Here is a 23,492-nt window from a genome sequence, read left to right on the forward strand (position 1 = left end):
TATTTAATCCAGTTTTTCAATCAGGCACTGGTGATCCTTGGTCTTGGTGCTGTAATTTATTCCGACAAGTATGATATTTCTGTACTGTCCGGCATAGCGTTTGAAATACTCTTTTTCCTTAATCTGCTTAATGGCTTCTTCGGCAGAGTCATCATACTTAAATTCAATCAGAATAAGAGGCTGTCTCCTTGTTATCGGCTCATACACTAAATCAACACGCCCATTTCCTGCCTGATCTTCCCGGTGATAGCTGTAATCATCAAGAGTTGACCATAAAAGTCCGGTCATCACACAGTATGTAAGAGATTCTTCATCGTTGTAATCGAGAAGAGATACTGCTGAGGAATTGTGGATTTCCTGAATAATTGCAGCTACGGTTGCTCCGTCAAGTTCTTTGATGGCTTTGAGCAGGTTTTCTGAACGTCTGATGGTTTCCATTCGTTCGTACCAGTTCTGTTCTCTGACAATATCCATCAGCACTGCTTTGATTTCAGCATTCGGAACATAGGCAACTTTACGATATTGATTTTTTGTTTCGGCGCATCCAAGGTAACCGAGGCATACCAGAAGACTGAAGACATCATTTTTATCTTTTATGGTTACCATATCATTCTGGAAATTGGCACAGCTGAAAGTAACTTCATCACCTTCGATTAAATTGATGATGTCTTCCTTTATGCCGTCAAAATCCATATTGATCAAACGTACAAATTCCTCATTGGAAGAAGTTCCGCTCCAGTAACTGATACATTCATTTCTAGTTACTGCCTTACACACTGAGTTAGGGTTGTAAATATCCACACCTTTGATTTTATAACCCTCGTACCACTCCTTTAAATCATGATGTGACACTTTACAGTTAGGTGATTTTACAATATTCGCTACTTCATCTTCAGTAAAACCAAAGTAAGGAGCATAATCTCCCGGGGAAAGCATGTTATATTCATCAAAGCCGTTGAGTGTAGACTGAGAGTTGTATTTTTTGATCGGAAGAATACCTGTAAGGTATGCAAGTGCGAAGCAAACCTGTCCGCCATCGGCCTTAAACAAATTTTTTAACAGCTTAATAAATTTTTTCTGTAGAGCTTCATTGTTACAATATTCCCGATACACCAGATCCCATTCATCCATAATAAAAATGAATTTGGTATTCAAATCCTGAGTAATCGCAAGTAAAGTTTCCAAAAGTCCTGTATTTCCAATTTGATTGTTTTCGAGGCATTCGGAAAATTTACTGCTTGATTTTAATTCTTTAATTATTGAGTACTCGAAAAAGTCAACTAAATCGGTAACGCCATCTACTTTCTGTTTTTTACTTGAGTAGCCATCAAACAGACCGTCAATGGTATTCATATCAATATAGATAACATCATATTTATTAAGATGCTCTGCAAAGCTGGACTTTTTAGTTATTTCAAGTTTGTCAAAAATATTCTGTCCGGCATACCCTTTAGAATAATAAGCAGAAAGCATATGAGCCGTTACGGTTTTGCCAAATCTGCGGGGACGGGTTACAGCAAATAAACAATTTTGAGAGTTTATCTTTGCAGACATCTTTTCTATAAAATCTGTCTTATCTACAAAAATTTCAGTATCTTTGAATTTAACAAGTCTTATAAAGCTGTTATCCTTGTCGGGATTCAGAATATTTCCCATGATTTTAACCTCCCCCCGAACTCAACATCATCGGCTGTCATTTTATCACAGCACCGATTTTTTATCCGTGATACAGGACGGAACTTCCTGTGAACAATTAGCCGTACTGTTCATATGTCAGTAATTTAACTAGTATCAGCAAATAATTCAACTGTTATCTGATGCCTAATCTGTTGATAAGTCGTACATCAATAACGCTACCGTTTGTTCATCATTTCTTTAAACTTCTCAACCTCTCTGGCACAATCGCAATCCGTCATTCCGGCTTTGTGCCTTTCTTTCGGATGAGCCTCATAGTATTCCTCCTGAAATACCATCGCCCAGTAGTTAAACTCGGTGGTGGGATATTCCAGGACTTCAGAGATTGGGCGGCGAAGCTCCCGGGCAATTCTCACCGCCAGTCTGAATACAAAACTGCCCCGGATTAGTTTTTTAAGCTGGTCTCACTGGTGATGTTGAGAGCCGAGAAGGCATTCACCAAAGCGTTCAGCACCTTATTCGGCACTGATTCCATAAAGGCATCAAAGTCCTCCGGCTTTTCGGTAAGATTCCCGTCAGCGTCACAAAGGGATACGTGCATCATCTTAAGGACACGAAGCTGTAAGTCCTTCTCGTTCTCAAAGTCGATGCGGGCCTTGCCGGAGAGCTCTCTTAAATAAAAATCAACTCCGTCAACGGTAACCTTATTTGTTTTAAATTTCATCGATTTAATCTGTTCAAGATAAGACATTATTTACCTCCTTTAACGGTCTGAGTTTCGTCAGTAGCATCTGACCAGATGACATCTGATGCCTTATTGCATTAAGAAGGAATACGAAAAAAACTGTTCCTTCAGTGATATCCGTTCTGGTACATCTGGGACAGCTTCACCATCGCAGTCTACCGAAAACAGTCCTCGGCAGCTTCAGACGAAGGTTGACTACCTGACCCAGGAGGTTGAGTTTCTAAAAAAATTTCATCAATCAGAAATACAAAGAAATAGGAGGTATTATCATGCATGATTCCTCCAGTGTATTCGATATCATTGACCAAACAGTGCAGTCATCATCAAGGTCATTATCCGTGAAAGAGCTCTGCCAGATTGCAGGAGTCTCAAGGAGTGGTTATTATGCCTGGAAAAAGGCTGAACAAACACGAAAAGCTCAAGAGGAGCAGGATAGAAAGGATTTTGAACTGATCCTTAATGCTTATAAGATGCACGGCTTCACCAAAGGGGCAAAATGATTACTGACGATAAATCCATATACGTTGGACTTACAGATTTCCAGCGACGAACGGTGGAAATTCTTGGCGACGAATGGCTAAAAATGTATCAAGTATTTTTGGAATAAGGAATCTCTTAAAAATATGAAAAAAGCAGTAGAAAATTAAAATATCAGTTTTCTACTGCGGAATGTCGGATTAATCTGAAAAACAGCTACCGAATTCACTTCTGTTCCATAAAAAATTCCCCGTTATGCTTCAGGCATAACGGGGAATTCAATTTATTTCCGTCCGTTAGTACAGAATGTTGGACAGAATTCTGATGGCATCATCAACATTGCCGTCAGCCTGCCCCTTCGCATACAGAGAACTGATGTAGTAGGTAGCCATTTCGTTGCCCTTAAGAGCAGCTGACTTGATGTTACCCAGAGCCTTAACAGGGTTCTTGCTGCCGCCGATACCGTTCATCTGCAGGGCTGCGAAGTTGAAGGTAGCCTTATAGTCACCGGCAGAGTCGGCGTAGTTAAGGTTTCTGTAGGCTTCTTCAGCGTTAATGTTGGTACCGATACCCATCAGGTAGAAGATACCGAGGTTGTTGTATGCCTTGAAGTATTTCTGGGCAGCTGATTTGTGCATCCATTCGAATGCCTTTTCATAATTGCCTTCATAGAAATAATTCATTGCCAGATTATACTGAGCCTTTGCGTCGGTAGGTTCTGATGAAGCAGGTTTCTTGATTTTTGAGTCGGCATCATGAAGAATATAACGACCAGGGTTATTGCCACAGATACGCTTTGCCTTGTTGAAGATATCATTATAGTTTGCAATACCGAGATTACGAACTTCGGCATAATAGAACAGGTTCATAAGAGCTGCGGCACTCAGGAGGGTGGTGTTGTGGGTTGCTTTACCGGTTTCACCCATGAGTACTGAATGGCTGCAGGTCTGAACGTTCTGACCCAACAGGATATCTCTTGCAAGCTTTGCTTTAGGTGCGGTCACGTTCTTCAGAATTCTTGAAGCGTGAGCCGGATTCTTTTCAATGCCGCGACCGTAGAAGTAGAAGGATGCAAGAATAACCTTGCTGCCGTCACTGAGCTTGTCTGCAGGAACTCTGTTCAGAAGAGCGAAGATTTCCTTGTAGTCACGCTTGTTTTCAGCGAGCTTGGTACGAATCAGGGATTCGATACACTTGGTTGAACCCGCCTGCATACCCTTGTTGTAGTACTGCATTGCGGTTGCCAGGTTTCTCTTGCCTGAAGCATCGGTTGAATACAGGTCACCTGCGTGACAGAATGCGTCAGGAATGTTCTTTGCCATACCAATCTTGTAGAATTCCTCGGCCTTCTGCAGGTTTTTGGTAACACCGTTGCCTGTTGCATACAGCAGACCCATTTCAACAGGATACTGTTCCTGAATTTCCTTCGGAGCAGTAAGGATCATCTTTGAGATTTCCTTGGTGTTGTTGGTCTTTGCATAGTACTTGAGAAGGGCGGTATCAACGTCCTTGTCGTTCTTGTGCATGTATTCATCAAGATATTTCAGTGCTTCCTTGCTGGTAGACATGTTGCCAATCAGAGCCAGACCTGCCTTGCGGTAGGCATCCTTGACGTTGTGACGGGCTGCGAATATATACAGATCCTTGATGGTCTGTTCATCTGATGTCACGTTCTTGACGCTCTCATCTTCATAGAGTTTTGCAAGCTGATAGGCTGCATTGCCGTTCTTCTTGGCGGCACTGGTAAAGAAACTTGCAGCCTTTCTAGGATCTGCCTGAACTCCCTTGCCGTCGAGGTACATCATACCAAGCTTGTACTGAGCGTCGGTGTTGTTCTTTTCAGCAGCAAGACTGAGGAACTGGGCAGCCTTCTGATAATTCTGCGGAATTATTGAACCGTCAAGATAGAGGTTACCGGCAGTATACATTGCATCCTGCATACCGGCTTCGGCAACATCGATTACATACTGCGCACCCTGCTGCTTCTGCTGTTTGGTGTACTTACCCTGCAGGTAAATGGAACCGAGCATGTATTTAGCTTCAGGATATCCGGCTTCAGCTGCCTTTGCGAGAAGGGCGTTACCGTTCTTGATGTCACGCCTTACGCCTTTCTTTCCGCTGATGTAGCGTGAAGCAAGTTCATACTGGGCGATAGGATTGCCCGCGTCTGACTGAGTCTTGAGAGTCTTGAAATCAGCCTTTGCCAGCTGTTCCTTGGTAAGCATCTGAACTTCTTCAGTGCTCTGGGCTGCCTTTTCAGCTTCTGCCTGAGCAGCAGCGGCAAGTTCTGCTTCCATCTTTGCAGCGGCTTCTTCTTTTGCAAGAGCTTCCTTGCGGGCTGCTTCAGCGGCTGCTTCAGCCTTGGCAGCTTCCTGTTTTGCCAGTTCTTCAGCCTTGGCAGCTTCCAGACGTGCAGCTTCTGCAGCGGCTTCAGCTTTAGCTGCTTCAATCTTAGCCAGTTCTTCCAGACGTGCGGCTTCTTCTCTTGCAGCTTCTTCAGCTTCCTTGGCAGCGGCTTCGGCGGCGGCCTTGGCAGCGGCTTCGGCTTCAGCATGCGCAAGTTCCTGAGCCTTGGCTGCTTCTTCAGCTTCACGACGGGCTTCTTCAGCTGCACGGGCAGCTTCGGATGCTGCTTCTTCCTGCTGTTTTACTTCAGAGGTGGTGTTCACGGCAAGCTCGATGGTGTCTTCATCGTTACTTGCAATGGCAATGAGGTCGTCTGCTTCATTGGTATCCTCAACGGAGAAGGCGTCAACGTCCAGATCCGCAGGAGATGATGCCAGAAGCTGAAGGTTAGGAGTTACGTTTGAAAGATTTTCCAACTGCTTGTTGATTGAGTTTTCTCTGGTTGCCAAGTATTCATAAGGAGAATTGAGCAGAGATTCAAAATCAAGCAGGACCATGCTTTCTTCAATGGTCTTGAATGAACTTACAATCTTGAGCTTTTCCTGAGCCTGACGCTGTTTTGCGGCAAGAAGCGGACTTGAAATAAAGATTAAGTCGGCATTGCGGCGGATATCAAGAGTGTTCAGCAGACTGTATGAAGGAAGGTTGAGGTTAACCAGTTTGCCTGCAATGTTGTTACCGTGATAGAAGCCTCTTTCAGGGAACTGCTTCTGCTTGTTTTCTACCGCTGCAAGTTCAGAACCGAGAAGTTCAAGCTTGATAGGAGTTTTTGACTTTTCGTTAATCTTTTCCATCAGCTTGATGTCTTCGGAATAGACATTGATGTCATTCTGACTCATTTTGGTCATGCCTGACTTCATCAGATTCTTGTATTCATTGAGTTTAGGTGCGGCCACGTAAATAGTGTCGTTGGTGCAGCCAGGAATTTTCTCCTTGAGAGAAACTTCATAAACTTCGAGCGGAATTCTGTCGATAATAAGATTATCGGTAGGTACAACACGGTTGATTACGCCGTTTACTGTAAAGCTGTCAGTGGTGTTTATCTGACATTCGTAGAAATTAACCGCATTGTTTGCGAAATTTACTGCCTTTCTTACAGCCTTGTCGTAGTTTTCGGTAATCTTCTGGTATTCATTTGCACTGGCCTGAGGATCATCGTCCATTCCCTGCTTAACAAGGGCAGGGTAGGAGATTACGCTTGGCAGCACGTGATTGAGGTTTGCCAGATCCTGAAGTGTGGTGGCATTCAGTTCGGTAAAATCGTCATTGGTAAAGAATTCATGATTGTCACCGATGCTGGTAGGAACCTTCTTGATCATGATGTTGATTTCACGAACCATGAAGTTTCTCATTTCGTATGGAGAAATTCGGCTGTAGTCATCAGCACCGATGAGATAGCGGCAAACTTTGAGAGCGTCGATAGGTCCATAGAGAGAGCGAATATCTTCTATGGTGTAGTATGCGTTTCTGGAGAAGGCCTTGTATGCCTTGATTGAGCGCATGAGTTCCTGTTCTTCTACAGAGTTCGGCTTATAGAAGGTGAATATATTCTGAGCAACGTCAAGGTAGAACTTGTAGGTTTCAGGTACTGATTTGGCATTCAGCTGTTCGGAAATGTTCTTGAGTTTGCCTCTGATGTTGTCCAGTGCACCTTTGGAAAGATACGGACTGATATCAATTTCAAGAATTTCGCTTTCATTCTTCTTGCTTAACTTGCTTAATTCAGATTCAATGGCATTGATTTCCTGAAGATCGAAATCGTCGAGATTTTCGGTCTTCTGCTTCTTCTTGTGAAGCTGTTCTTCCAGTTCGGAAATCTTGATTGCCTTCAGTCTGTTGGTCAGATTTTCAACGTTACTGAAATCATCTGACAGAACAGAGTTGTACAGGGCGGCTGCTACTGCCACCGGATTGTTCTTCTGGTCATCCTGAACATGGAGATTGTCCGTAACATCGTCACTGCTGTCCGGTCTGCCGTTTAAATAAGCCCATGTGCCTACACCGATTACGCCTGCTGTTGCTACAACACCGAGTGCTATGGCTGCAGGTGAGGTGTTTCCTTTTTGCTTGAATGTACTCATTTTGTTTTTCGCTCTTGATAATTTAAGAAGAATGTCGCCTTCAGCATGTAAAACCCTGCATGTTCAGGTATTCATACTATTTTGATTCTAAAACATCGACAGGTATATAACAAAGAATACTGAATAATTGTGTCAATACCTGTAAGTTATTTCACAACTATTTTATGAGAGTGTTCTTAATATATGTAAGTTTTTTATACTTAATCCTGACGGTTTAGGAAAAATATACTGATTTATCAGTACTTTTCAGAAAGTTTAGAAATCAGTTTCGGCTAAATGTTTCTTATAAATCGTTATTATTATCTACGGGAATTTCCGTTTCCTTTTAAATGTTGATTCCGCCGGCGCAAAATTGCATTGCTGTTGAATTAACGGTTAATACCTTGGATTAATTTTGTTAAATCGTACCGGTCTTAAAAGTCATCAGGGAATAGAAAGTGATTTCTATTCCCCGACCTGGTTTCAGATACTATCTGCAGTTAAGACTGAAGAAAGTCCCCGACAGTGACGGAGCTTCAATCACGCCTGAAGATACCGCTCCCTTGCCCACAAGTTTGGTAAGGCTGCAGGTTCCGAGTCCCAGAGTGTTCCAGACTTCATTGCTGATGGCAATTTCTCTGGTGCTTTCACCGATGTTCAGTACATAGAGTACACGGTCGTTCTGGTACTGTTTCAGGTCAATATATACGCTTTCATCACTGTAGATGTGACGGCGGCTTCCGTTTGGCAGTGCCTTATGAGTATCGCGGAGATTCAGATATTCTGCGATATCCTTCTTCAGGTTGAGTTCCTGAGAGTTGAATCCGCTTGCTCTTGCCTGGGTTCTTGCCACATGGTCATCACACTGGTTGACTTCGTAGCACTTTGATGCAGGCGGCTTGGCGAAGTTAGGCATGTCTTCACCGACTTCGTCACCGTAGAACATGATCATAGGACCGGACATGGCGGTCATGTAACTGAACACTGCACGATGGGCGTTGTAGTATGAGTCACCCTTTCTGCCGTCCTGTTCGTAACCTGCTCTCTGGAGAAGGTCGCCGAATCTCACGATGTCGTGGCCGGAAATGTAGTTGGTCATTGATGCATGTACTTCAAGATTGTTCAGCTTGTTGGTTTCCTCGTTCAGGAATGAAACAGGCTTTGAACAGTCGCCGTTTGAAAGAGATTCCTTGGTTGCGAATACGCGAATCATGGCGTTTCTTGAAGGAAGGCTGATTGCACTTTCAAGACTGTTGTTTACGAATGCTACATTCTGATAGTCCTTGATGTTGTATGAAGCCATCTGAGCCATCATGAATGCTGCAGGCTGTACAGTCTGGTTGCCCAGCTTGTATGAATTGCTGCTCTTGGCAGATTCGGCTTCCATTGCCTTGCGGATTTCCTTCCACTGTTCAGGCTTGATCTGATAGGTCTGGTCAAGTCTCCATCCGTCGATCTTTGCTTCCTTAACCCAGTAGGTGGCAACTTCCTTGAGGAAGTCCAGAGACTGAGCTGTGTTAAAACAGGTACCGTAGGTGAAAATCATGTTGTCAGGATTACCGGTGATGTCACGACACTGCTTGTCTGCAACCAGACGGTGACCGCTAGGGCTTACAGGGTTAACATTGATCTTTGAGTGACCGAATGCGGCGTCGAAGATTACGCGCATGCCGAGATCGTGTGCCTTGTTAACCAGTTCCTTGAGTTCTGCCTTTGTACCGAACTTAGGGTCAACTTCAAAGTAGTTTGAAGTAAAGTAGCCGGTACCGTCGAGCTTGTACAGTTCAGCATCCTGATCCTGCGCAACCTCGGTTTTGAAAATAGGGGTGAGAAGAATTGCATTTGCACCGGTGGACTTGATGTAGCTGAGGTTTTCAATAATGCCCTTCAGGTTGCCGTCATGCTGGCTCGGGCCCCATGCGTAACCATATCCCATGGCTCCGCCTTCTCCGTGAAGATAGCTTTCAACCATGATCTGGTACATTCTCATGTTACAGTTCTTTGCAGGACCGTTAAAGCAGCCCTGTCCGTCATTTTTGTCGGAACTCAGGTTGCTAGGTGTGATCATAATAGGGGTTGCCAGAACACTGCGTTTGCAGACTACTTCTTTTTGCCAGGCAAATGTACCTGCTGCATTTGCTGTTCCAAGATCAGTGAGTACTGTACCAGTGAATGCACCTAATGCCAGACTGGTAAGAGTCGCGAGTTTCTTTATGTTCATTTATTTATTTCCTCTAGAATAAATGTTTCCCTTTAACTTTAAGATATGTACTTGGATCAGATTCCTCAAACGTATAAATCCATGGCTTCCTTGCCACAGATTTACATCGCATATCCTTGTGCTTCTCTTCCGTTTTGTTTTATTTATATTTGAGATTTTTTACGGGAAGAACATGCCATGCCTGTGAAAACTTCTGAAAAAGATTTTCACATGACTTTATTATATCATTTACATTTCTGAAAATATAAGAATATTGTTGAAAAGTTTGATAAAATGGTGCGAGTTATTATATATATGTAAAAAACTTGTAAAAAATTTTGCCGTTTGCGTTTAAAAATCTCCGAAAAGTGCATAAAAACAACAGTTTAGAAAATTTTAAAAAGTAAATTTTTTAATTTTTTTCAGAAATTTCTTCCGATAATTTTTTCATTAAAAGCGTTTTTGACAGTTTTTTGCTGTTATAAAAAATTTATTATACAGTTCTTTTTTATATAAAATATCTATATATCGTAATCAGGAGGGGGCCGGATGATTTTCAGACAGGATGTTATCCCGGTGTGAAGTGGCAGGCATAAATCTCTGAGGGAGGCCGAACGACAACGACAGGGTCAGGACGGATTCACCGTACCGGCACTGCCGTTTTCCGAAAGATGCGGGCTGCAGATCCTACTTCTTTTTCTGTGCGTGTTTTACTGCCTGTCTGTGATTAAGTCTTGAATCGATGTCATTCTTGAGATTGTTGACCCATCTGTTGTAGTTTCTGTGGATCTTTCCGTCCTTGTAGGCGTCCGGACCTGAACTGTGCTTAAGCTTGATTTCAAAAGAGTTTGCGGTGTATTCCACAACTGAGGTTACATCGATTTTACCCGGTTTGGAGTAGGCTATCTCAACCTCGTGATCGTTGGAATTGATTACAGTCCAGTCTCTGTCTACAGCCGCGGCAATGATTTCGTCCTTTATTTCAGTGTTTGTCAGACCGTATGATGCCGGAATCACGTCTGAAGGAGTAAGTACCGGTGCTGTGGTGCAGGCTGCTGTGAGCATGGCGCTGAATGCGAGTGCCATAACCGTTGATTTGCTGAATTTCATATTGAAGTATCCTTTGCGCTTTATTGTCTTGCGGTATTGCCGGGACATGTCGTCAGAACCAGAACCTGTTTCTGTAATACGGTTCTTTTAACATATTGCCCGTGTCGTTTTGTTTATGTTTTCGTGTCAGGTCCGAATACCGTCTGAATCAGATGCGTCTTTTTTCCTGACAGCCCCGCGTATCAGATTAAATGATTCACGTGAATATCAAGAATAAAAATTTTTACTGATGTTTCAGAATTGTGACTGTAAACATTTTTTGAACAGTGTCGCGCGGCATGGATTCGGATGATGCACGGTGAAAGACGACATTTCAGAAAAATTTGAATTTTACGAAAAAAATAGTAATATTGTAGTCAGTTTATACACCTGTCGGAGTGCCTTGCGGCTGAGATCATTTTATGAAATCCGTACAACCTGCCCGGGATAATGCCCGCGAAGGGAACAGATATAATCTTCTGGACCGTCAGGTCTTCAAGACCATTCCGTACCGGTGTTTTTGTATAGTTACCTCCGGAACAGTCTTATGTCAGAAACATCTCCATCACTCAAAGAAATATTTTCAGAAAGAGAAAAGGCCTCTCAGAAAAGATTAAAAACCCTGCGCGGTTATGCCTACCCGCGTTCTGCACGCAGATACATTCCCGTACCCGGGACGGATTACAGCGTTCCTTCAAGAACAGTCAGTCTTACCAACGGTGAAAGCGTGGATCTTTATGATACCGCGGGTGTTTACGGTGACACCTCGGCTGTCATTGATGTGACAAAGGGGGCTCCGCTTGTTCGTGAATCATGGCTGAAAAAACGTGACGATCTGAGGATTGTTGAAGGAGCTTCCGAAAAGTGCGGAATATCATCCGCCAAAATCACCCGTGAAAGTGAAGGCTGCATGACCCAGCTTGCTCTTGCAAGAAAGGGAATAATCACCGACGAAATGAGATATATTGCCGCCCGTGAGAACATCGGTGCAAAATCGGATTTCTTCACTCCGGAAATGGTACGCGAGGAAGTTGCCGCCGGCAGGGCGGTAATTCCGGCCAACGTGAATCATCCTGAAGTGGAACCGATGATAATCGGCCGCAGATTCAAGGTGAAAATCAATTCAAACATCGGTAACAGCGCCATTACCTCTTCAATTGCGGAAGAGGTTGAAAAGATGGTGTTCAGTACCATTTACGGCGCCGACACCGTAATGGATCTCAGTACCGGCAGGTATATTCATGAAACCAGGGAACAGATTATCAGAAACTCTCCTGTACCAATCGGAACCGTACCTCTGTATCAGGCTCTGGAAAAGGTAAACGGCATCGCTGAAAATCTCACCTTTGAGGTGTTTAGGGAAACCCTGATTGAACAGGCTCTTCAGGGTGTCGACTATTACACCATTCATGCAGGTCTTCTCCGCGAGTTCATTCCGATGGCCTCCAGAAGACTTACCGGCGTGGTATCACGCGGCGGTTCAATCATGGCAAAGTGGTGCATGTTTCATAAGAAACAGAACTTCCTTTATGAAAGATTTGATGAAATCTGCGATATCTGTGCGAAATATGATATCGCCATTTCACTCGGTGACGGTCTGAGACCGGGATCTATTCATGATGCCAATGATGAAGCTCAGATTTCAGAACTCAAAGTACTGGGAGAACTGGCTCAGCGTGCCTGGGCAAAGAATGTTCAGGTTCTTATTGAAGGTCCGGGACATGTTCCTATGAACCGCATAAAGGAAAACATGGAACTTGAGCTTGAATACTGTCATGAGGCTCCTTTCTATACCCTGGGTCCTGTGGTTACCGACGTCGCTCCGGGATATGATCATTTTACCTCAGGCATCGGTGCGGCCATGATTGGATGGTTCGGTACCTCAATGCTCTGTTATGTTACTCCGAAGGAACATCTCGGCCTTCCTAAAAAGGACGATGTTCGTGAAGGTCTCATGGCCTACCGTATAGCGGCTCATGCGGCTGATCTGGCAAAGGGACATCCGGGAAGTACGGCATGGGACTATGCAATGAGCAAGGCTCGTTTTGAATTCAGATGGGATGATCAGTTCGCACTCAGCATCAATCCTGAACTTGCCAAGCGTTTCCATGATGAGGACCTTCCTCAGGACTGCCACAAGGCTTCAGAGTTCTGCTCAATGTGCGGACCGAAGTTCTGCTCCATGCGCATAAGCAAAGAAATCAAAGAACTCGCCGGTAAATAAACCGGTGATTTTGCAAGGATAACGGTGATAAATATGTTGGATACAGTACTGACCATTGCCGCAACCGACAGCTCAAACGGTGCCGGAACCACGGCGGATCTTGCCACCCTTAATTTCTTCGGTGTATACGGTGTTGCCGCCATTACCGCGGTTACCGCCCAGAATCTGAACGAGGTTCTGGCGGTCAAGCCTGTCAAGAACAGAATCTTTACCAAGGAACTGCAGGCTCTTTCAGCTGATTCCATGCCGAAAATCAAGGTGATAAAGCTGGGATTAATCCCGAACGAAAAGATTTTAAGAACCACGGTTACCTTTATCAGGGAGCAGAAAAAACTCAACCCCGACATTCTTGTGGTATGGGATCCTGTTGCTGTTGCCGGGACGGGCGGAGAGCTTTCGGAGATAAATTACAGCCTGTGGCTGCACATCATTCTCCCTCTGGTTGACGTGTTCACTCCTAATTTAAACGAAGCTCTGGCTCTGTGTGAGGGATTTGAAGTTGATACCTCCGGTCTTAAGAACTGCATGGACAGTCTTACACAGCTGTCTCTCTATTTCAGGAAGCTCGGTGCCGGAACCGTATATCTTAAAGGCGGCCATCTGCCTGCTCTCATAAACGAGGATGAGAAGACCGCCAAGGGCAGGTCGTCAAAGCAGGGAGTTTCCGAATTTGAAAAGCTGACATCCTACATTTATGATGTCGTCGTCAGCGGTGAGAACAATGATGTTTATTACTTCGGCTGCGGCAGGTTTGCCGGTGCGTCAAACAGTACCGGTGTTCACGGTACCGGATGCATTATGGCAAGTGCCGTTGCCGCCATGCTGGCCAAAGGATACAACGCCGTCGATGCCATAGCCTATGCCAAGGCGTACATGACACGCGGCATTGAAAATTCGGTGGACGTCGGAGCCAGAAGCCGTCTGTTCAGACACGGGTATATAAACAACAGTGAAATGCTGCAGTATTTCCCTTATATGGCGCGTACCGTTTCGGAACTGGAGCTTATCTGCAATCCTGCGGAAAACAGTGGATTTGCACCGTGTGCCCACGATCTGGGACTGTATCCTGTGGTGGACAGTTCAGAATGGATTGGTATTCTCTGCGAAAACGGGGTAAAAACCATGCAGCTTCGCATCAAGAAGCCTGAATCATCCGAACAGCTTGAACAGGAAATCGCCAAGAGCGTGAAACTTTGTGAAAAATACGGCGCCCGTCTCTTCATTGACGACTATTATGAGCTTGCCATCAGGCATAAGGCCTACGGCGTGCATCTCGGTCAGGAGGATCTGATAGACGCCAAGCTTAATCCGATTAGAGAAGCTGGTTTAAGACTGGGCGTGTCCACTCACGGCTATGCGGAAATCGCCAGGGCATGTCTGCTGAAACCAAGCTATATAGCTCTCGGACATATCTATCCGACTGGTTCAAAGGTTATGGCCTCCAGACCTCAGGGACCTTCAAGACTTGCCGATTACGTGGCACTGGTGGACCCGGCATATCCTACCGTGGCCATCGGCGGCATCAAGCTGCATAATCTAAGTGACGTGAAATCTTCCGGTGTCGGTTCCGTGGCAGTCATAACCGCCATTACCGCCGCTCCGGATCCCGCAGCGGCCGTAAGGGAATGGCTTGATGCCGTGGGAGCAGGTTCTTCGGATCCTGCGGTTAAGACAGAACGCCGGGGCAGAACCGTTAAAAAGACTTCATCCGGATCTGAAACCGGTGTATCAAAGAGCAGGACGGTTTCAGCAAAAAAGACGGGAACCGGCAGATCAGCCTCTGCCGCCGGAACTTCGGCAAAGGAAAGAGCCCGGAGAAAAGGCCGGTCGGAAAAGACAGAAAAGACATCAGAGGATAACGCTTAGACGGAGAGTTTTATGATTGTTTTTGTAAATGACGAAAAAGTGGAAACATCTGCATCCAGCCTTGAGGAACTGCTTTCAGGTCTTCAAGGTCTTCCGGAATATTATTCCGTTGCCGTGAATGATGAGATTGTACCCCGCGGAACCTACGCCTCCTGCGTGCTTAAGGAAAACGATCGTATTACGGTTTTCGCCTTTATGCAGGGCGGTTAGGAGAATACTTCACTGAATGGGGCGCCTGTTCAGTGAAGACGGAGAAGAGGAGAATTTCTCCTGCACCGCACCGGAATTATTGTACTTAACATATCTGAAAACATCCGGTATCGGATTTTTTCCGGATGTTCTGAATATCAGGTAATTAAAATGAGTGATGAATTAGTAATCGGAGGAAAGAGTTTTTCCTCAAGACTGTTTACCGGAACCGGTAAATTCGCAACTGCGGATCTTTTAAGCAGGGCTGTTTCAGCCTCAGGATCCGAACTGGTGACCATGGCTGTTAAAAGATGTGATTTCAGAAATGAGTCGGATGCCATTCTGCCGGCTTTAAAAAAGCTTCCCGGCGTGAATCTTCTGCCAAATACATCAGGTGCCCGCAATGCGAAGGAAGCTGTGTTTGCCGCCAATCTCGCCCGTGACGCTCTGGGAACCAGCTTCATAAAGGTTGAGGTTCACCCGGACCAGCGTTATCTGCTGCCGGATCCGGTGGAAACCCTTGAAGCCACCAGAATTCTGGTAAGTCAGGGATTTACCGTTCTGCCGTACTGCAGTGCCGATCCGGTTCTCTGTCTGAAGCTTGCAGATGCAGGTGCCGCGGCCGTAATGCCTCTCGGTTCCCTTATTGGCAGCAATCAGGGACTTACCACCATGTCCATGCTGAAGGTTATCATTGCTCAGAAGACCGTTCCGGTTGTTGTTGATGCCGGAATCGGCAAACCTTCCGATGCGGCTCTGGCCATGGAAATAGGTGCCGATGCCGTACTGGTCAATACAGCCATAAGCGTTGCGAGGGATCCCGTAGCCATGGCCGAAGCCTTTGCCATGGCTGTGAAGGCCGGCAGAAAGGCTTATCTCTCCGGTCTTGGTCCTGTTTCCGAAACCGCTCATGCCACAAGCCCTCTGGAAGCGTTCCTCAAGGACTACGACTTATAGGAGAAATTCATGAGTTTTTTTGATGAAATCGGCAGATACAGACTGAGTGATCTCTCAGCCGAAGTGCTTAATAAATCAGAAAGGGAAGTTGACGCGGCCCTCTCCAAAAGCCGTAATGACGAACAGCTGGATCTCGGGGATTTCATGGCCCTGATTTCGCCAAAGGCTTCACCGTATATTTCAGACATGGCTGTTCTTGCTCAGAAGTATACACGTCGCCGTTTCGGTAATACCGTCAACATGTATGTTCCTCTCTATCTGACCAACTCATGTTCCAATCAGTGCCGTTACTGCGGTTTTGCCGTCAACAACAAGTTCAGGCGTCGTATTCTGAATGCTGAGGAAACCAGAATCGAATGCGAGGCAATCCGTAAAATGGGTTATGAAAACATCCTGATTGTTTCAGGAGAAAACGCCCAGCGCTGCGGTATGGACTATTTCCGTGAAATGGTTCCTGTGGTGGGCGAGTATGCCTCATACATGATGATGGAGGTTCAGCCTATGGATACTGACGAGTATGCTGAACTCAGGCGTCTGGGAGTGGACGCCGTTATGGTTTATCAGGAAACCTATGATCCTGAATGCTATGACCGTAATCACCTCCGCGGCAGGAAAAAGGACATGCGCTATCGCATGGAAACTCCTGAACGTCTGGGTGATGCCGGAATGGACAAGGTGGGCATAGGTGCTCTTCTCGGACTTTATGACTGGCGTGCCGATACCGTTGCCCTGGCGATGCATCTTATGTACATGCGCAAACATTACTGGCAGACCAGAATGAGTCTTTCATTCCCGCGACTCAGACCTGCTGCCGGAGGTTTTGAACCGGAGTATCCTATAGGGGACAGGGATCTTATTCAGACCATCTGTGCATGGCGTCTTTTTGACAATATGCTGGAGATATCCATTTCCACCAGGGAAAACGCCCGATTCAGAGACGTGATTACTCCGATTGCCATAACCTCCATCAGCGCGGCTTCAAGTACTCAGCCAGGAGGGTATGCGGTGGACAGACACGACCTGCCGCAGTTCATCATCAGTGATGACCGTTCCGTGAAGGAAGTTACCGATGCCCTGCGTCTTAACGGACTTGAACCGGTATTCAGAGATACCAGAAGCTCAATCGTCTGTCAGGCGTAAAAAGAATGACGTTATGAAACAAAGAAGCTCTCCTCTGATAAAGACGGAGAGCTTTCTGTTTAATGGCGGTATTTTCTGAAGGAGGTGACAACGACTCCGGTTATTTCACACTCCAGATCAGAAGTGAGCGGAATAGGACGGTATTTCGGATTTGCCGGTATCAGCTGGGGATTAGGGTAGTCCTTAAAAAACTTGGCCGTAAATTCCCCGTGAATTGCGGCTATCACCAGATCTCCGTTTCTCGGCGGCAGTGAACGATCCACAATAAGGTAGTCTCCCGGCTGGATGCCCGCATCAATCAGGGATTCTCCCTCCACCTGAAAGATATAGCTTGATGCCGGATGACGGATGCAGAATTCGTTCAGATCCAGTGAGCTGTCAATATATCCGTTGTTCGGCAGCGGAAATCCCGCAGCCACCTTTTCAAGTGACAGAGGCAGTTCAACCCTGCTGACGTTTTCTCCGGTCTGATAATCAGCCGGAGCCGCAACCGGAGTAAGCTCCGGACTTTCTGATTTTTCCTGATTGCTCATCTGTTCTCCTGTTTTATCTTTCTGCCGGGGCTTCGGTTTTTTCCAGACGTGCCTTTCTGTCAGCTCTGATTTTATCAATGTCGGGAACCAGAAATGCCAGCAGGGCGGCAACGAAGGCTACTGCGGTGATGGTGTACATGGTGTAGGCGATGCCGTATGTATCGGCGATATATCCTAGTATCGGGGAGGTGAGGCCTCCGAAGCTGATGCCGAGACCTATGGTTATGCCGGAAGCAAAGCCTACGTGGCGGCAGAGAAATTTCTGTCCCAGAACCATGGATACGCTCAGCGTGCCGTAGATACAGAAGGCTACCGGAATAAGTAGCAGGGAGGCTGCTATGCTTGAGGATGCCTGATTAAACATCAGCAGGAACGGCACGGATGAGGCGGCACTGTAGAAAAGCACCTTCTTGAACCCTATGCGGTCAGCGAGAATCCCTCCGGCGAGACTGGCAAATGCCGAGCAGACGGCAATAAGACTCAGATTGAGGTTAGCCTGCTGGGAATTTAGACCGAAGGTTTCAATGAAGTATACCGGAATGAACGTGGTAAGGCCGAACAGCACCATGGATCTGAAGAATATCATGGCGGTCAGCATGGCAAAGCCTCTGTAGTCTTCCTGTTCAACTGATGCGTTGAGCTGCTGTCTCTTTTCCTCTGTTCTGGTGTATTCAACATACTTGCGGTTGCGCAGTATCAGCCATGTTGACATGATGAATGCCGGAATGCCGATAACCACGATTCCCGGAAGTCCCCAGAGGAGTGTGGTTCCGGATATAAGACAGGGCCCGGCCGTAAAGCCGAGATTTCCTCCCACAGAGAAAATACTCATGCCTTTTCCCTTGTTGGTGGTGGAAACGCTGTTGGCTATTTTACCGGCCTGAGGATGGAATATGGCCACGCCGATGCCGGAGGTGGTAAGCAGCAGAAACAGCAGGGAGAAATCCGTGATAAAGCCTATGAACATGAGGCCGAGGGCTGAGATGATGATTCCGAGACTCATGAGATAAGGTCTCGGCTTGCGGTCACTGATGTAGCCTACGATCGGCTGAATCAGTGATGAAACCAGAGTTGAGGCCAGAACGAGGTAGGACATTTCCTGTTTGCTGTGCAGAACTCCGGAATTCAGCATGACGGTAAGAGCCGCGCTTACCGACCCCTGATTTATGTCAGTGGCAAAATGAGCCAGCAGGAGAATAAGATTTTCTTTATAGGTTTTTACGAATTTAATCATGACTGTATCTGCCGTGGATAATCTGCGGTGCATAAGGCTGCTTTACCGCGTCGTGTGTGTAAAACTGCGTGTTCCGGCAATTATATCATTTAAGCGGGATACAGTGATGAATTTTGATTAATCTCACAAATTGAAAAGAGGTTTCCGCTAATAATCATCAGGCTGTCATCAGATGCCGGAAACAGCTTCCGGCGTTCCATTTTTTATTTTTTCCGTGATGTTTCTTCCTTATTCCTTTCTTCCATGAGTTTTCTGCCTTTACTTACCTTTTCGGCATAGCCTGAGTTTTTCATTCTGTGTTCAGATTCACTGAGAAGTGTACCGAAGCTTTTCAGGAATGGAGCGCTCCTGTGAAGTCTGAATATGGCGGTCAGGAATTTATGCAGCGTCAGTATGGCGAGGCATATCATTACTGTTTCAATGACAATCAGTTTAAAGTTAAGCGAACCGGAACCGAAACGCAGACCTGTATGAATCAGTTCTTCCAGACTGTCCTTAAGAAAATATCCGGCGATAGAAATGACCACAAGAGAAAGCACTGACAGTGCGGAAAATAAAATAACTGCGCGTATCTGGGATTTTCGGAAACTGCGGTATCTGTATGACCGCAGTAATTCTGGAACTGCCGCAAGTTCAATCGCGTTGTCGTTGTAAAGACTGCTGTGACACTGAGGACATCTGATTACTGCAGGTCCGATGCTGTCTTCAAAAAGAGCATGTCTGTCAAGAAGGCAACCGCAGTAGCTGCAGCAGTTGTCTTCAGTGAGATAGATGTCATTGCGGTTTTCATCACGGCCTGAAGCCGCAATGTCATGTTCTGCATTATCTCTGGAATTTATAAGGTTTCGGTATTTTAACGGCAGTCTGACGCCGAATCTTGCCATTGCTTTAAGATACTCGGTATTTCCAAGTCTGGCCGCTGAACGTTCGAATTCCTTTCTGACGTCATCAGTATATCTGGAGGTATAATAAACCAGAAAAATCAGACTTAATGAACACAAGACCGTTACGATGGTAAAAACAGTGCGTGACGTACACAGAGACGATTCTCCTGTCAGACATACGTAGGTTCCGGAAAAGTAAAGATATGCAGCGTATCCCGCCACTGTCAGAATCATCAAGAGAAATGCTCCGAGAAGCACGGCCGTATTGTCAGGATGACCTGTAATGGCTATCTCTCTGTTTGCGGGATTGAAGAAAATCTGTCCGCACTTTGTACAGCACTGCAGCACGGGGCCGGGTCTGCGGCTTAAAATATCGTGTCCATGATATGCGTCATTGATCCTTTTACCAAAAGACGAATCCAGTATTCCGCGGTTGTAACTGCCGACTTTTCCGCATCTGGGACATGCCGGCAGTTTTGTATGCTGCATGGACTTGAAACTGCACATTGCCGCGTCGCGAAGATTCTGCGGGGTGTAGTCGTCGGTTCTGTAGCTGCTGCTCATTTCTATTTTCTTCCTTTTTTTTCCCTGATGACTGTTTATGTACAGCCATCCTGTTCCTGTTTTATTAACCGTATGCTGATGTATTTTACCTAGAAAAAAGATAAATAAATAAGACAGATGCGGCAAAAAAGTCTGCTTTTCTTACTGGTCAGAGCATTAAAAATGTTGACCGCAACCGAAATATTGATATAATAAAATATATACGCTATAAAAATAATTTGTTGTTTGAATTTGTTTTACAGCGGTATAATGAATCTGTACGGTATGTTTCTGGTGAAAAATCAGACATGTGTGCAGCTGTTATTACGGTCGAATTCAGTCCTATGGCAGAAATTTATTTGGAAAGTCGTAAATTATGAAAAGAACTATAGAAGTTGAATACATTTTGAAGGATGAAGAAGGTAAGGAAGTGGCTAGATTTCAGGACATTGAGGAAGCTCGTAAATACGACCGCATGCTGGATGCGGCCGATGGAATCTTCAGCCTGTTCAGCAGCATCAAGGAGCTGGACGGAGTTAAGGAAAACATAAAGGACGAAATATCCTTCCAGATTGCCCGTCACAGCGAGGAGATTATGGAAATACTGGGCAGAATCAGTTCCAGAAAGAAATCCTCAAAAAAGAAGGCTGAGGCCGAAACAGCTGAAGCATCTGAAAAAACACCATCCGAACAGTAACGCCGGGAAAGAAAAATTTTTCCCTCTCATGCTGATGAAAACACGTTTGCCGGATATACCGGCAGAGACATTCATGCTGAAATTTTAAAGCCGTGTTTTTATTCCGTCTTTAGAAAAATCAATGATTTTAATGATTCTTATATAATTTTTCTGTAAATCTGTGTGATTTATGTCCAATACTGACTGATAAATGTCATCTTTAGCTAAATTTTAATCACTAAACATGAATTATCTCGCAACAGTAATTTCATGCAGGCCTTATAATGAAAGTGTCGGTGCTTAATAAGTCGTACTGATTGTCCAGGTTTCGGTATGATAAAAATTCGGCCTGTTTTTTTAATGTATGTCAGCAGCTTTACGTACGGTTCATGTCAGCTTCTGATATCGCCGGCCACCACTTGCAGTGAATTCAGTATCAATGCCGCTTAAGACAATCAGACTCTGTCCTGACTGTAAAAGAGGCTTTTGGCTTTCAATATCCGTGCTGTACACAGTGGAACGGATGTTCGGTACCAAGCTTTTTTAGGATTAACTCATACATTTGAGGTTATGGCTATGGAAAGTCCTAAAGTATTGTCATCAGCCGTTTTACTGGCTGTCTTCTCCACTCTTACCGCCTGTGGCGAATCGGATATTGAACTTTGTAACATGGCATATGACGAAGCCGATTACAGCAATGCCATGGAATACTGTCAGCGCAGCAAGGCGATAAGCCAGCCTGATGCCCTGTATATTATGGGACGTATTCTTACGGAAGGTCTGGGCGGAATAGAAATCAAAAGAGACGAAGGTCTTGATTACCTTTACAGGTTCCTGTTTGTACCGGGACTCAGTTTTTCGGACTATCCGTATGCCTTGGATGTTCTGAGAGAACTCTCAAATGACAGTGATTTTCTCGGCAGGCATCCGGACAAGGCAAAGAAAATCATTAATCTTTTTGAAAAAGTCATAGACAGTCCAGAATTCAGGAACAGTCAGAATTATCGTGCTCTTGCCAACCTGTATATAAACGGGTGGGGAGGAACGGAGCCGGACTATGCAAAGGCGTGGCGGTATCTTGACGAAGCCTCAAAAATGAAAGATCTGGATGCCATGTATTATCAGGTCGCCATGTTCATGAACGGCATGGTTGATAAATCACCTGAAAACATCAGCAGATTCAAGGAACTTGTCGCCAGCCGTTCAAGATCCGGCGTCGCTTCCGTTGATGAACTGAGAGAGTATGCCGTTGCGCTTCTGGACAGTAAGGAAAAGGATACCGATACCGAATACGGACTGACTGTACTGCGTGAGCTGGCAGGTGACAATGACGGTGAATCAGCATATATTCTCGGAAGCTATGATTTGGAAAAAAATGATCTTCCCGGAGCGAAGAAATGGCTGAACAAGGCTTCCGAACTGGGAATTTCCGCAGCCACGATAAAACTTTCCGACGTTATGTATGCCGAAAAGCAGTACAAGGGAGCCTTCAATCTGATTTCAAAGGTTGCCGAGTCAGGTGATCCTATGGCACAGTTCAAAGTTGCTCTCATTTATCTAGGAAAGACAAGTTACGGTTCTGACGTTCCGGTGGATTATGCCAAGGGCATTGAGTATCTCAACAGAATCGCCTCTGTGGATCCTGAGACTGTCGGCAGAAACGGTTATGAGTATGAGGCTCTGGTTTCTGGAAGAAGAGCACTGGCCTCCATATACACCTACGGAGCCTTTGATCAGCCGAAAGACGTGAAAAAGGCTGAAGCGCTGCTTCTTCCTATATCCGACAGTGATGCTGATTCCGCCGGCGAACTCGGTGATATCTATGCCATGGATGAAAGTGAGCTGCATGACAATTCCAAGGCTCTTCAGATGTTTGAAAAGTCCGTAACCTCGGGACTTGCTGAAAATAATCTGATTGTTGGTTCAATGTACCTGCATGGCCTGGGAACATCTCCTAATTTTGAAAAGGCGCACCGTATTTTCACCCACGTGGCCGATGAGGGTAATATTGATGCCTACAACGACCTCGGCAATATTTATCTTAATGGTCTGGGTGTGGAAAAGAATCTTGAAAAAGCCGAGGAATTGTATATCAAATCAGCAGAGAACGGTAATCATGCGTCTCTTTTCAACATGTCTGTTCTCAAGGCTTCCACAGGGGATTATTTATCCGCATATGTCTGGTCTTCCGCCTACGCTTCATGCGGATATGACAATGTCGTATCCAAGCTGAGGTATTATTACGGCAAAGTAGACAAATCCCAGCAGAAAAAGGCTTATGAGCTGGCAAATGAAACAGTGGCAAAATACGGCTGCGAGCCGAAAAAGAATGCGAAAAAATGGTGGCTGAATCCAAAGTAGCTTTTTTTCGGGCAGGGCGGGTCATTACCCGCCCGTTCTTTTTGCCGGTGCAGAGTGTTATTCTTCAGTTCTGAAATCCCTGAATGAGTCAAAACATGAACATTTAAACAGATTTGTTTTTGCATTTTCCATTATTTTTGCTTCCCTCCTTTGCCTTTATTCAATCCTACTATTATAATATTGAGTTATGGAAAGGTTCTCATGTCCTTTTTATAGAAGATTTTAGTATCGGACCGTGATATTGAATAATAGATTTCGATGTTCAGATTGTAA

Annotated in this window: 17 protein-coding genes and 1 riboswitch; of the genes, 8 read left to right on the top strand and 9 right to left on the bottom strand. The window is 45.3% G+C overall.

The annotated features are described in order from the left end of the window. Positions 1 to 3: 3 nt before the first annotated feature. From T489_RS0106190 to T489_RS0106200, 3 genes are all read right to left on the bottom strand, one after another. Entirely contained in the window at positions 4 to 1,656 is a 1,653-nt protein-coding gene (locus T489_RS0106190) for an AAA family ATPase (protein WP_031579196.1), read from the bottom strand. Between the two features lie 197 nt (positions 1,657 to 1,853). Beyond that, complete coding sequence (locus T489_RS14610) at positions 1,854 to 2,051, bottom strand: hypothetical protein (RefSeq protein ID WP_084155427.1); 198 nt, start codon at positions 2,049 to 2,051, stop codon at positions 1,854 to 1,856. Between the two features lie 29 nt (positions 2,052 to 2,080). Next, positions 2,081 to 2,386 carry a hypothetical protein gene (locus tag T489_RS0106200; protein WP_031579197.1) on the bottom strand — a complete coding sequence of 102 codons (306 nt, stop codon included), beginning with the start codon at positions 2,384 to 2,386 and terminating at the stop codon, positions 2,081 to 2,083. A 263-nt stretch (positions 2,387 to 2,649) separates the two neighbouring features. Here T489_RS0106200 and T489_RS0106205 point away from each other — a divergent pair, with 263 nt between their 5' ends. Further along, positions 2,650 to 2,880 carry a transposase gene (locus T489_RS0106205; RefSeq protein ID WP_031579198.1) on the top strand — a complete coding sequence of 77 codons (231 nt, stop codon included), beginning with the start codon at positions 2,650 to 2,652 and terminating at the stop codon, positions 2,878 to 2,880. A gap of 273 nt (positions 2,881 to 3,153) precedes the next feature. Here the strand turns inward: T489_RS0106205 and T489_RS14205 are convergent, their stop codons facing one another. The 3 genes from T489_RS14205 to T489_RS0106225 all read right to left on the bottom strand — a co-directional run bounded on the left by T489_RS14205 (position 3,154) and on the right by T489_RS0106225 (position 10,633). Next, positions 3,154 to 7,344, bottom strand: a complete 4,191-nt coding sequence (locus T489_RS14205; RefSeq protein WP_051621845.1) for a tetratricopeptide repeat protein — start codon at positions 7,342 to 7,344, stop codon at positions 3,154 to 3,156. Positions 7,345 to 7,813: 469 nt separating this feature from the next. Next, entirely contained in the window at positions 7,814 to 9,544 is a 1,731-nt protein-coding gene (locus tag T489_RS0106220; RefSeq protein ID WP_031579199.1) for an alpha-amylase family glycosyl hydrolase, read from the bottom strand. 666 nt (positions 9,545 to 10,210) lie between these two features. Continuing rightward, on the bottom strand, positions 10,211 to 10,633 hold the full coding sequence (locus T489_RS0106225) for a hypothetical protein (protein ID WP_031579201.1): 423 nt from the start codon (positions 10,631 to 10,633) through the stop codon (positions 10,211 to 10,213). A gap of 363 nt (positions 10,634 to 10,996) precedes the next feature. Beyond that, positions 10,997 to 11,094, top strand: a riboswitch (TPP riboswitch). 65 nt (positions 11,095 to 11,159) lie between these two features. Between T489_RS0106225 and thiC the strand changes: the two genes are divergently transcribed. The 5 genes from thiC to thiH all read left to right on the top strand — a co-directional run bounded on the left by thiC (position 11,160) and on the right by thiH (position 16,988). Continuing rightward, positions 11,160 to 12,836: a phosphomethylpyrimidine synthase ThiC gene (gene thiC, locus T489_RS0106230; RefSeq protein WP_031579202.1), complete on the top strand. Its 1,677-nt coding sequence runs from the start codon at positions 11,160 to 11,162 to the stop codon at positions 12,834 to 12,836. Between the two features lie 33 nt (positions 12,837 to 12,869). Then, entirely contained in the window at positions 12,870 to 14,702 is a 1,833-nt protein-coding gene (gene thiE / locus T489_RS0106235; RefSeq protein ID WP_051621846.1) for a thiamine phosphate synthase, read from the top strand. 12 nt (positions 14,703 to 14,714) lie between these two features. After that, a complete protein-coding gene (gene thiS, locus T489_RS0106240) occupies positions 14,715 to 14,912 on the top strand; it encodes a sulfur carrier protein ThiS (protein WP_031579204.1) in 198 nt (65 codons plus the stop codon). A gap of 150 nt (positions 14,913 to 15,062) precedes the next feature. Continuing rightward, the gene (locus tag T489_RS0106250) at positions 15,063 to 15,848 is read left to right on the top strand and encodes a thiazole synthase (RefSeq protein WP_031579205.1); all 786 of its coding nucleotides are present in this window, start codon (positions 15,063 to 15,065) and stop codon (positions 15,846 to 15,848) included. Between the two features lie 9 nt (positions 15,849 to 15,857). Further along, complete coding sequence (gene thiH, locus T489_RS0106255; protein WP_031579206.1) at positions 15,858 to 16,988, top strand: 2-iminoacetate synthase ThiH; 1,131 nt, start codon at positions 15,858 to 15,860, stop codon at positions 16,986 to 16,988. A gap of 59 nt (positions 16,989 to 17,047) precedes the next feature. On the opposite strand, the gene T489_RS0106260 is transcribed toward thiH, so the two are convergent. The 3 genes from T489_RS0106260 to T489_RS0106270 all read right to left on the bottom strand — a co-directional run bounded on the left by T489_RS0106260 (position 17,048) and on the right by T489_RS0106270 (position 20,203). After that, positions 17,048 to 17,521: a LexA family protein gene (locus tag T489_RS0106260; RefSeq protein WP_084155428.1), complete on the bottom strand. Its 474-nt coding sequence runs from the start codon at positions 17,519 to 17,521 to the stop codon at positions 17,048 to 17,050. Positions 17,522 to 17,534: 13 nt separating this feature from the next. After that, complete coding sequence (locus tag T489_RS0106265) at positions 17,535 to 18,755, bottom strand: MFS transporter (protein WP_031579208.1); 1,221 nt, start codon at positions 18,753 to 18,755, stop codon at positions 17,535 to 17,537. A 203-nt stretch (positions 18,756 to 18,958) separates the two neighbouring features. Further along, positions 18,959 to 20,203: a hypothetical protein gene (locus T489_RS0106270; protein WP_031579209.1), complete on the bottom strand. Its 1,245-nt coding sequence runs from the start codon at positions 20,201 to 20,203 to the stop codon at positions 18,959 to 18,961. A gap of 355 nt (positions 20,204 to 20,558) precedes the next feature. Between T489_RS0106270 and T489_RS0106275 the strand changes: the two genes are divergently transcribed. Together T489_RS0106275 and T489_RS0106280 are read left to right on the top strand one after the other, a co-directional pair. Next, on the top strand, positions 20,559 to 20,879 hold the full coding sequence (locus T489_RS0106275; protein ID WP_031579210.1) for a YebG family protein: 321 nt from the start codon (positions 20,559 to 20,561) through the stop codon (positions 20,877 to 20,879). A gap of 555 nt (positions 20,880 to 21,434) precedes the next feature. Next, entirely contained in the window at positions 21,435 to 23,219 is a 1,785-nt protein-coding gene (locus T489_RS0106280) for a tetratricopeptide repeat protein (RefSeq protein ID WP_031579211.1), read from the top strand. Positions 23,220 to 23,492: the final 273 nt, after the last annotated feature.

Source organism: Ruminobacter sp. RM87 (genome assembly GCF_000701925.1).
Lineage (GTDB): Bacteria > Pseudomonadota > Gammaproteobacteria > Enterobacterales > Succinivibrionaceae > Ruminobacter > Ruminobacter amylophilus.

Bases quoted from the DNA above. Each gene is read 5' to 3' on its own strand.
- T489_RS0106260 (WP_084155428.1), bottom strand. From the start codon at position 17,521: ATGAGCAATCAGGAAAAATCAGAAAGTCCGGAGCTTACTCCGGTTGCG.
- thiH (WP_031579206.1), top strand. From the start codon at position 15,858: ATGAGTTTTTTTGATGAAATCGGCAGATACAGACTGAGTGATCTCTCA.
- T489_RS0106225 (WP_031579201.1), bottom strand. From the start codon at position 10,633: ATGAAATTCAGCAAATCAACGGTTATGGCACTCGCATTCAGCGCCATG.
- T489_RS0106250 (WP_031579205.1), top strand. From the start codon at position 15,063: ATGAGTGATGAATTAGTAATCGGAGGAAAGAGTTTTTCCTCAAGACTG.
- thiC (WP_031579202.1), top strand. From the start codon at position 11,160: ATGTCAGAAACATCTCCATCACTCAAAGAAATATTTTCAGAAAGAGAA.
- T489_RS0106200 (WP_031579197.1), bottom strand. From the start codon at position 2,386: ATGTCTTATCTTGAACAGATTAAATCGATGAAATTTAAAACAAATAAG.
- T489_RS0106270 (WP_031579209.1), bottom strand. From the start codon at position 20,203: ATGAGCAGCAGCTACAGAACCGACGACTACACCCCGCAGAATCTTCGC.
- T489_RS0106220 (WP_031579199.1), bottom strand. From the start codon at position 9,544: ATGAACATAAAGAAACTCGCGACTCTTACCAGTCTGGCATTAGGTGCA.
- T489_RS0106190 (WP_031579196.1), bottom strand. From the start codon at position 1,656: ATGGGAAATATTCTGAATCCCGACAAGGATAACAGCTTTATAAGACTT.
- T489_RS14205 (WP_051621845.1), bottom strand. From the start codon at position 7,344: ATGAGTACATTCAAGCAAAAAGGAAACACCTCACCTGCAGCCATAGCA.
- T489_RS0106265 (WP_031579208.1), bottom strand. From the start codon at position 18,755: ATGATTAAATTCGTAAAAACCTATAAAGAAAATCTTATTCTCCTGCTG.
- thiS (WP_031579204.1), top strand. From the start codon at position 14,715: ATGATTGTTTTTGTAAATGACGAAAAAGTGGAAACATCTGCATCCAGC.
- T489_RS0106205 (WP_031579198.1), top strand. From the start codon at position 2,650: ATGCATGATTCCTCCAGTGTATTCGATATCATTGACCAAACAGTGCAG.
- thiE (WP_051621846.1), top strand. From the start codon at position 12,870: ATGTTGGATACAGTACTGACCATTGCCGCAACCGACAGCTCAAACGGT.
- T489_RS0106275 (WP_031579210.1), top strand. From the start codon at position 20,559: ATGAAAAGAACTATAGAAGTTGAATACATTTTGAAGGATGAAGAAGGT.
- T489_RS0106280 (WP_031579211.1), top strand. From the start codon at position 21,435: ATGGAAAGTCCTAAAGTATTGTCATCAGCCGTTTTACTGGCTGTCTTC.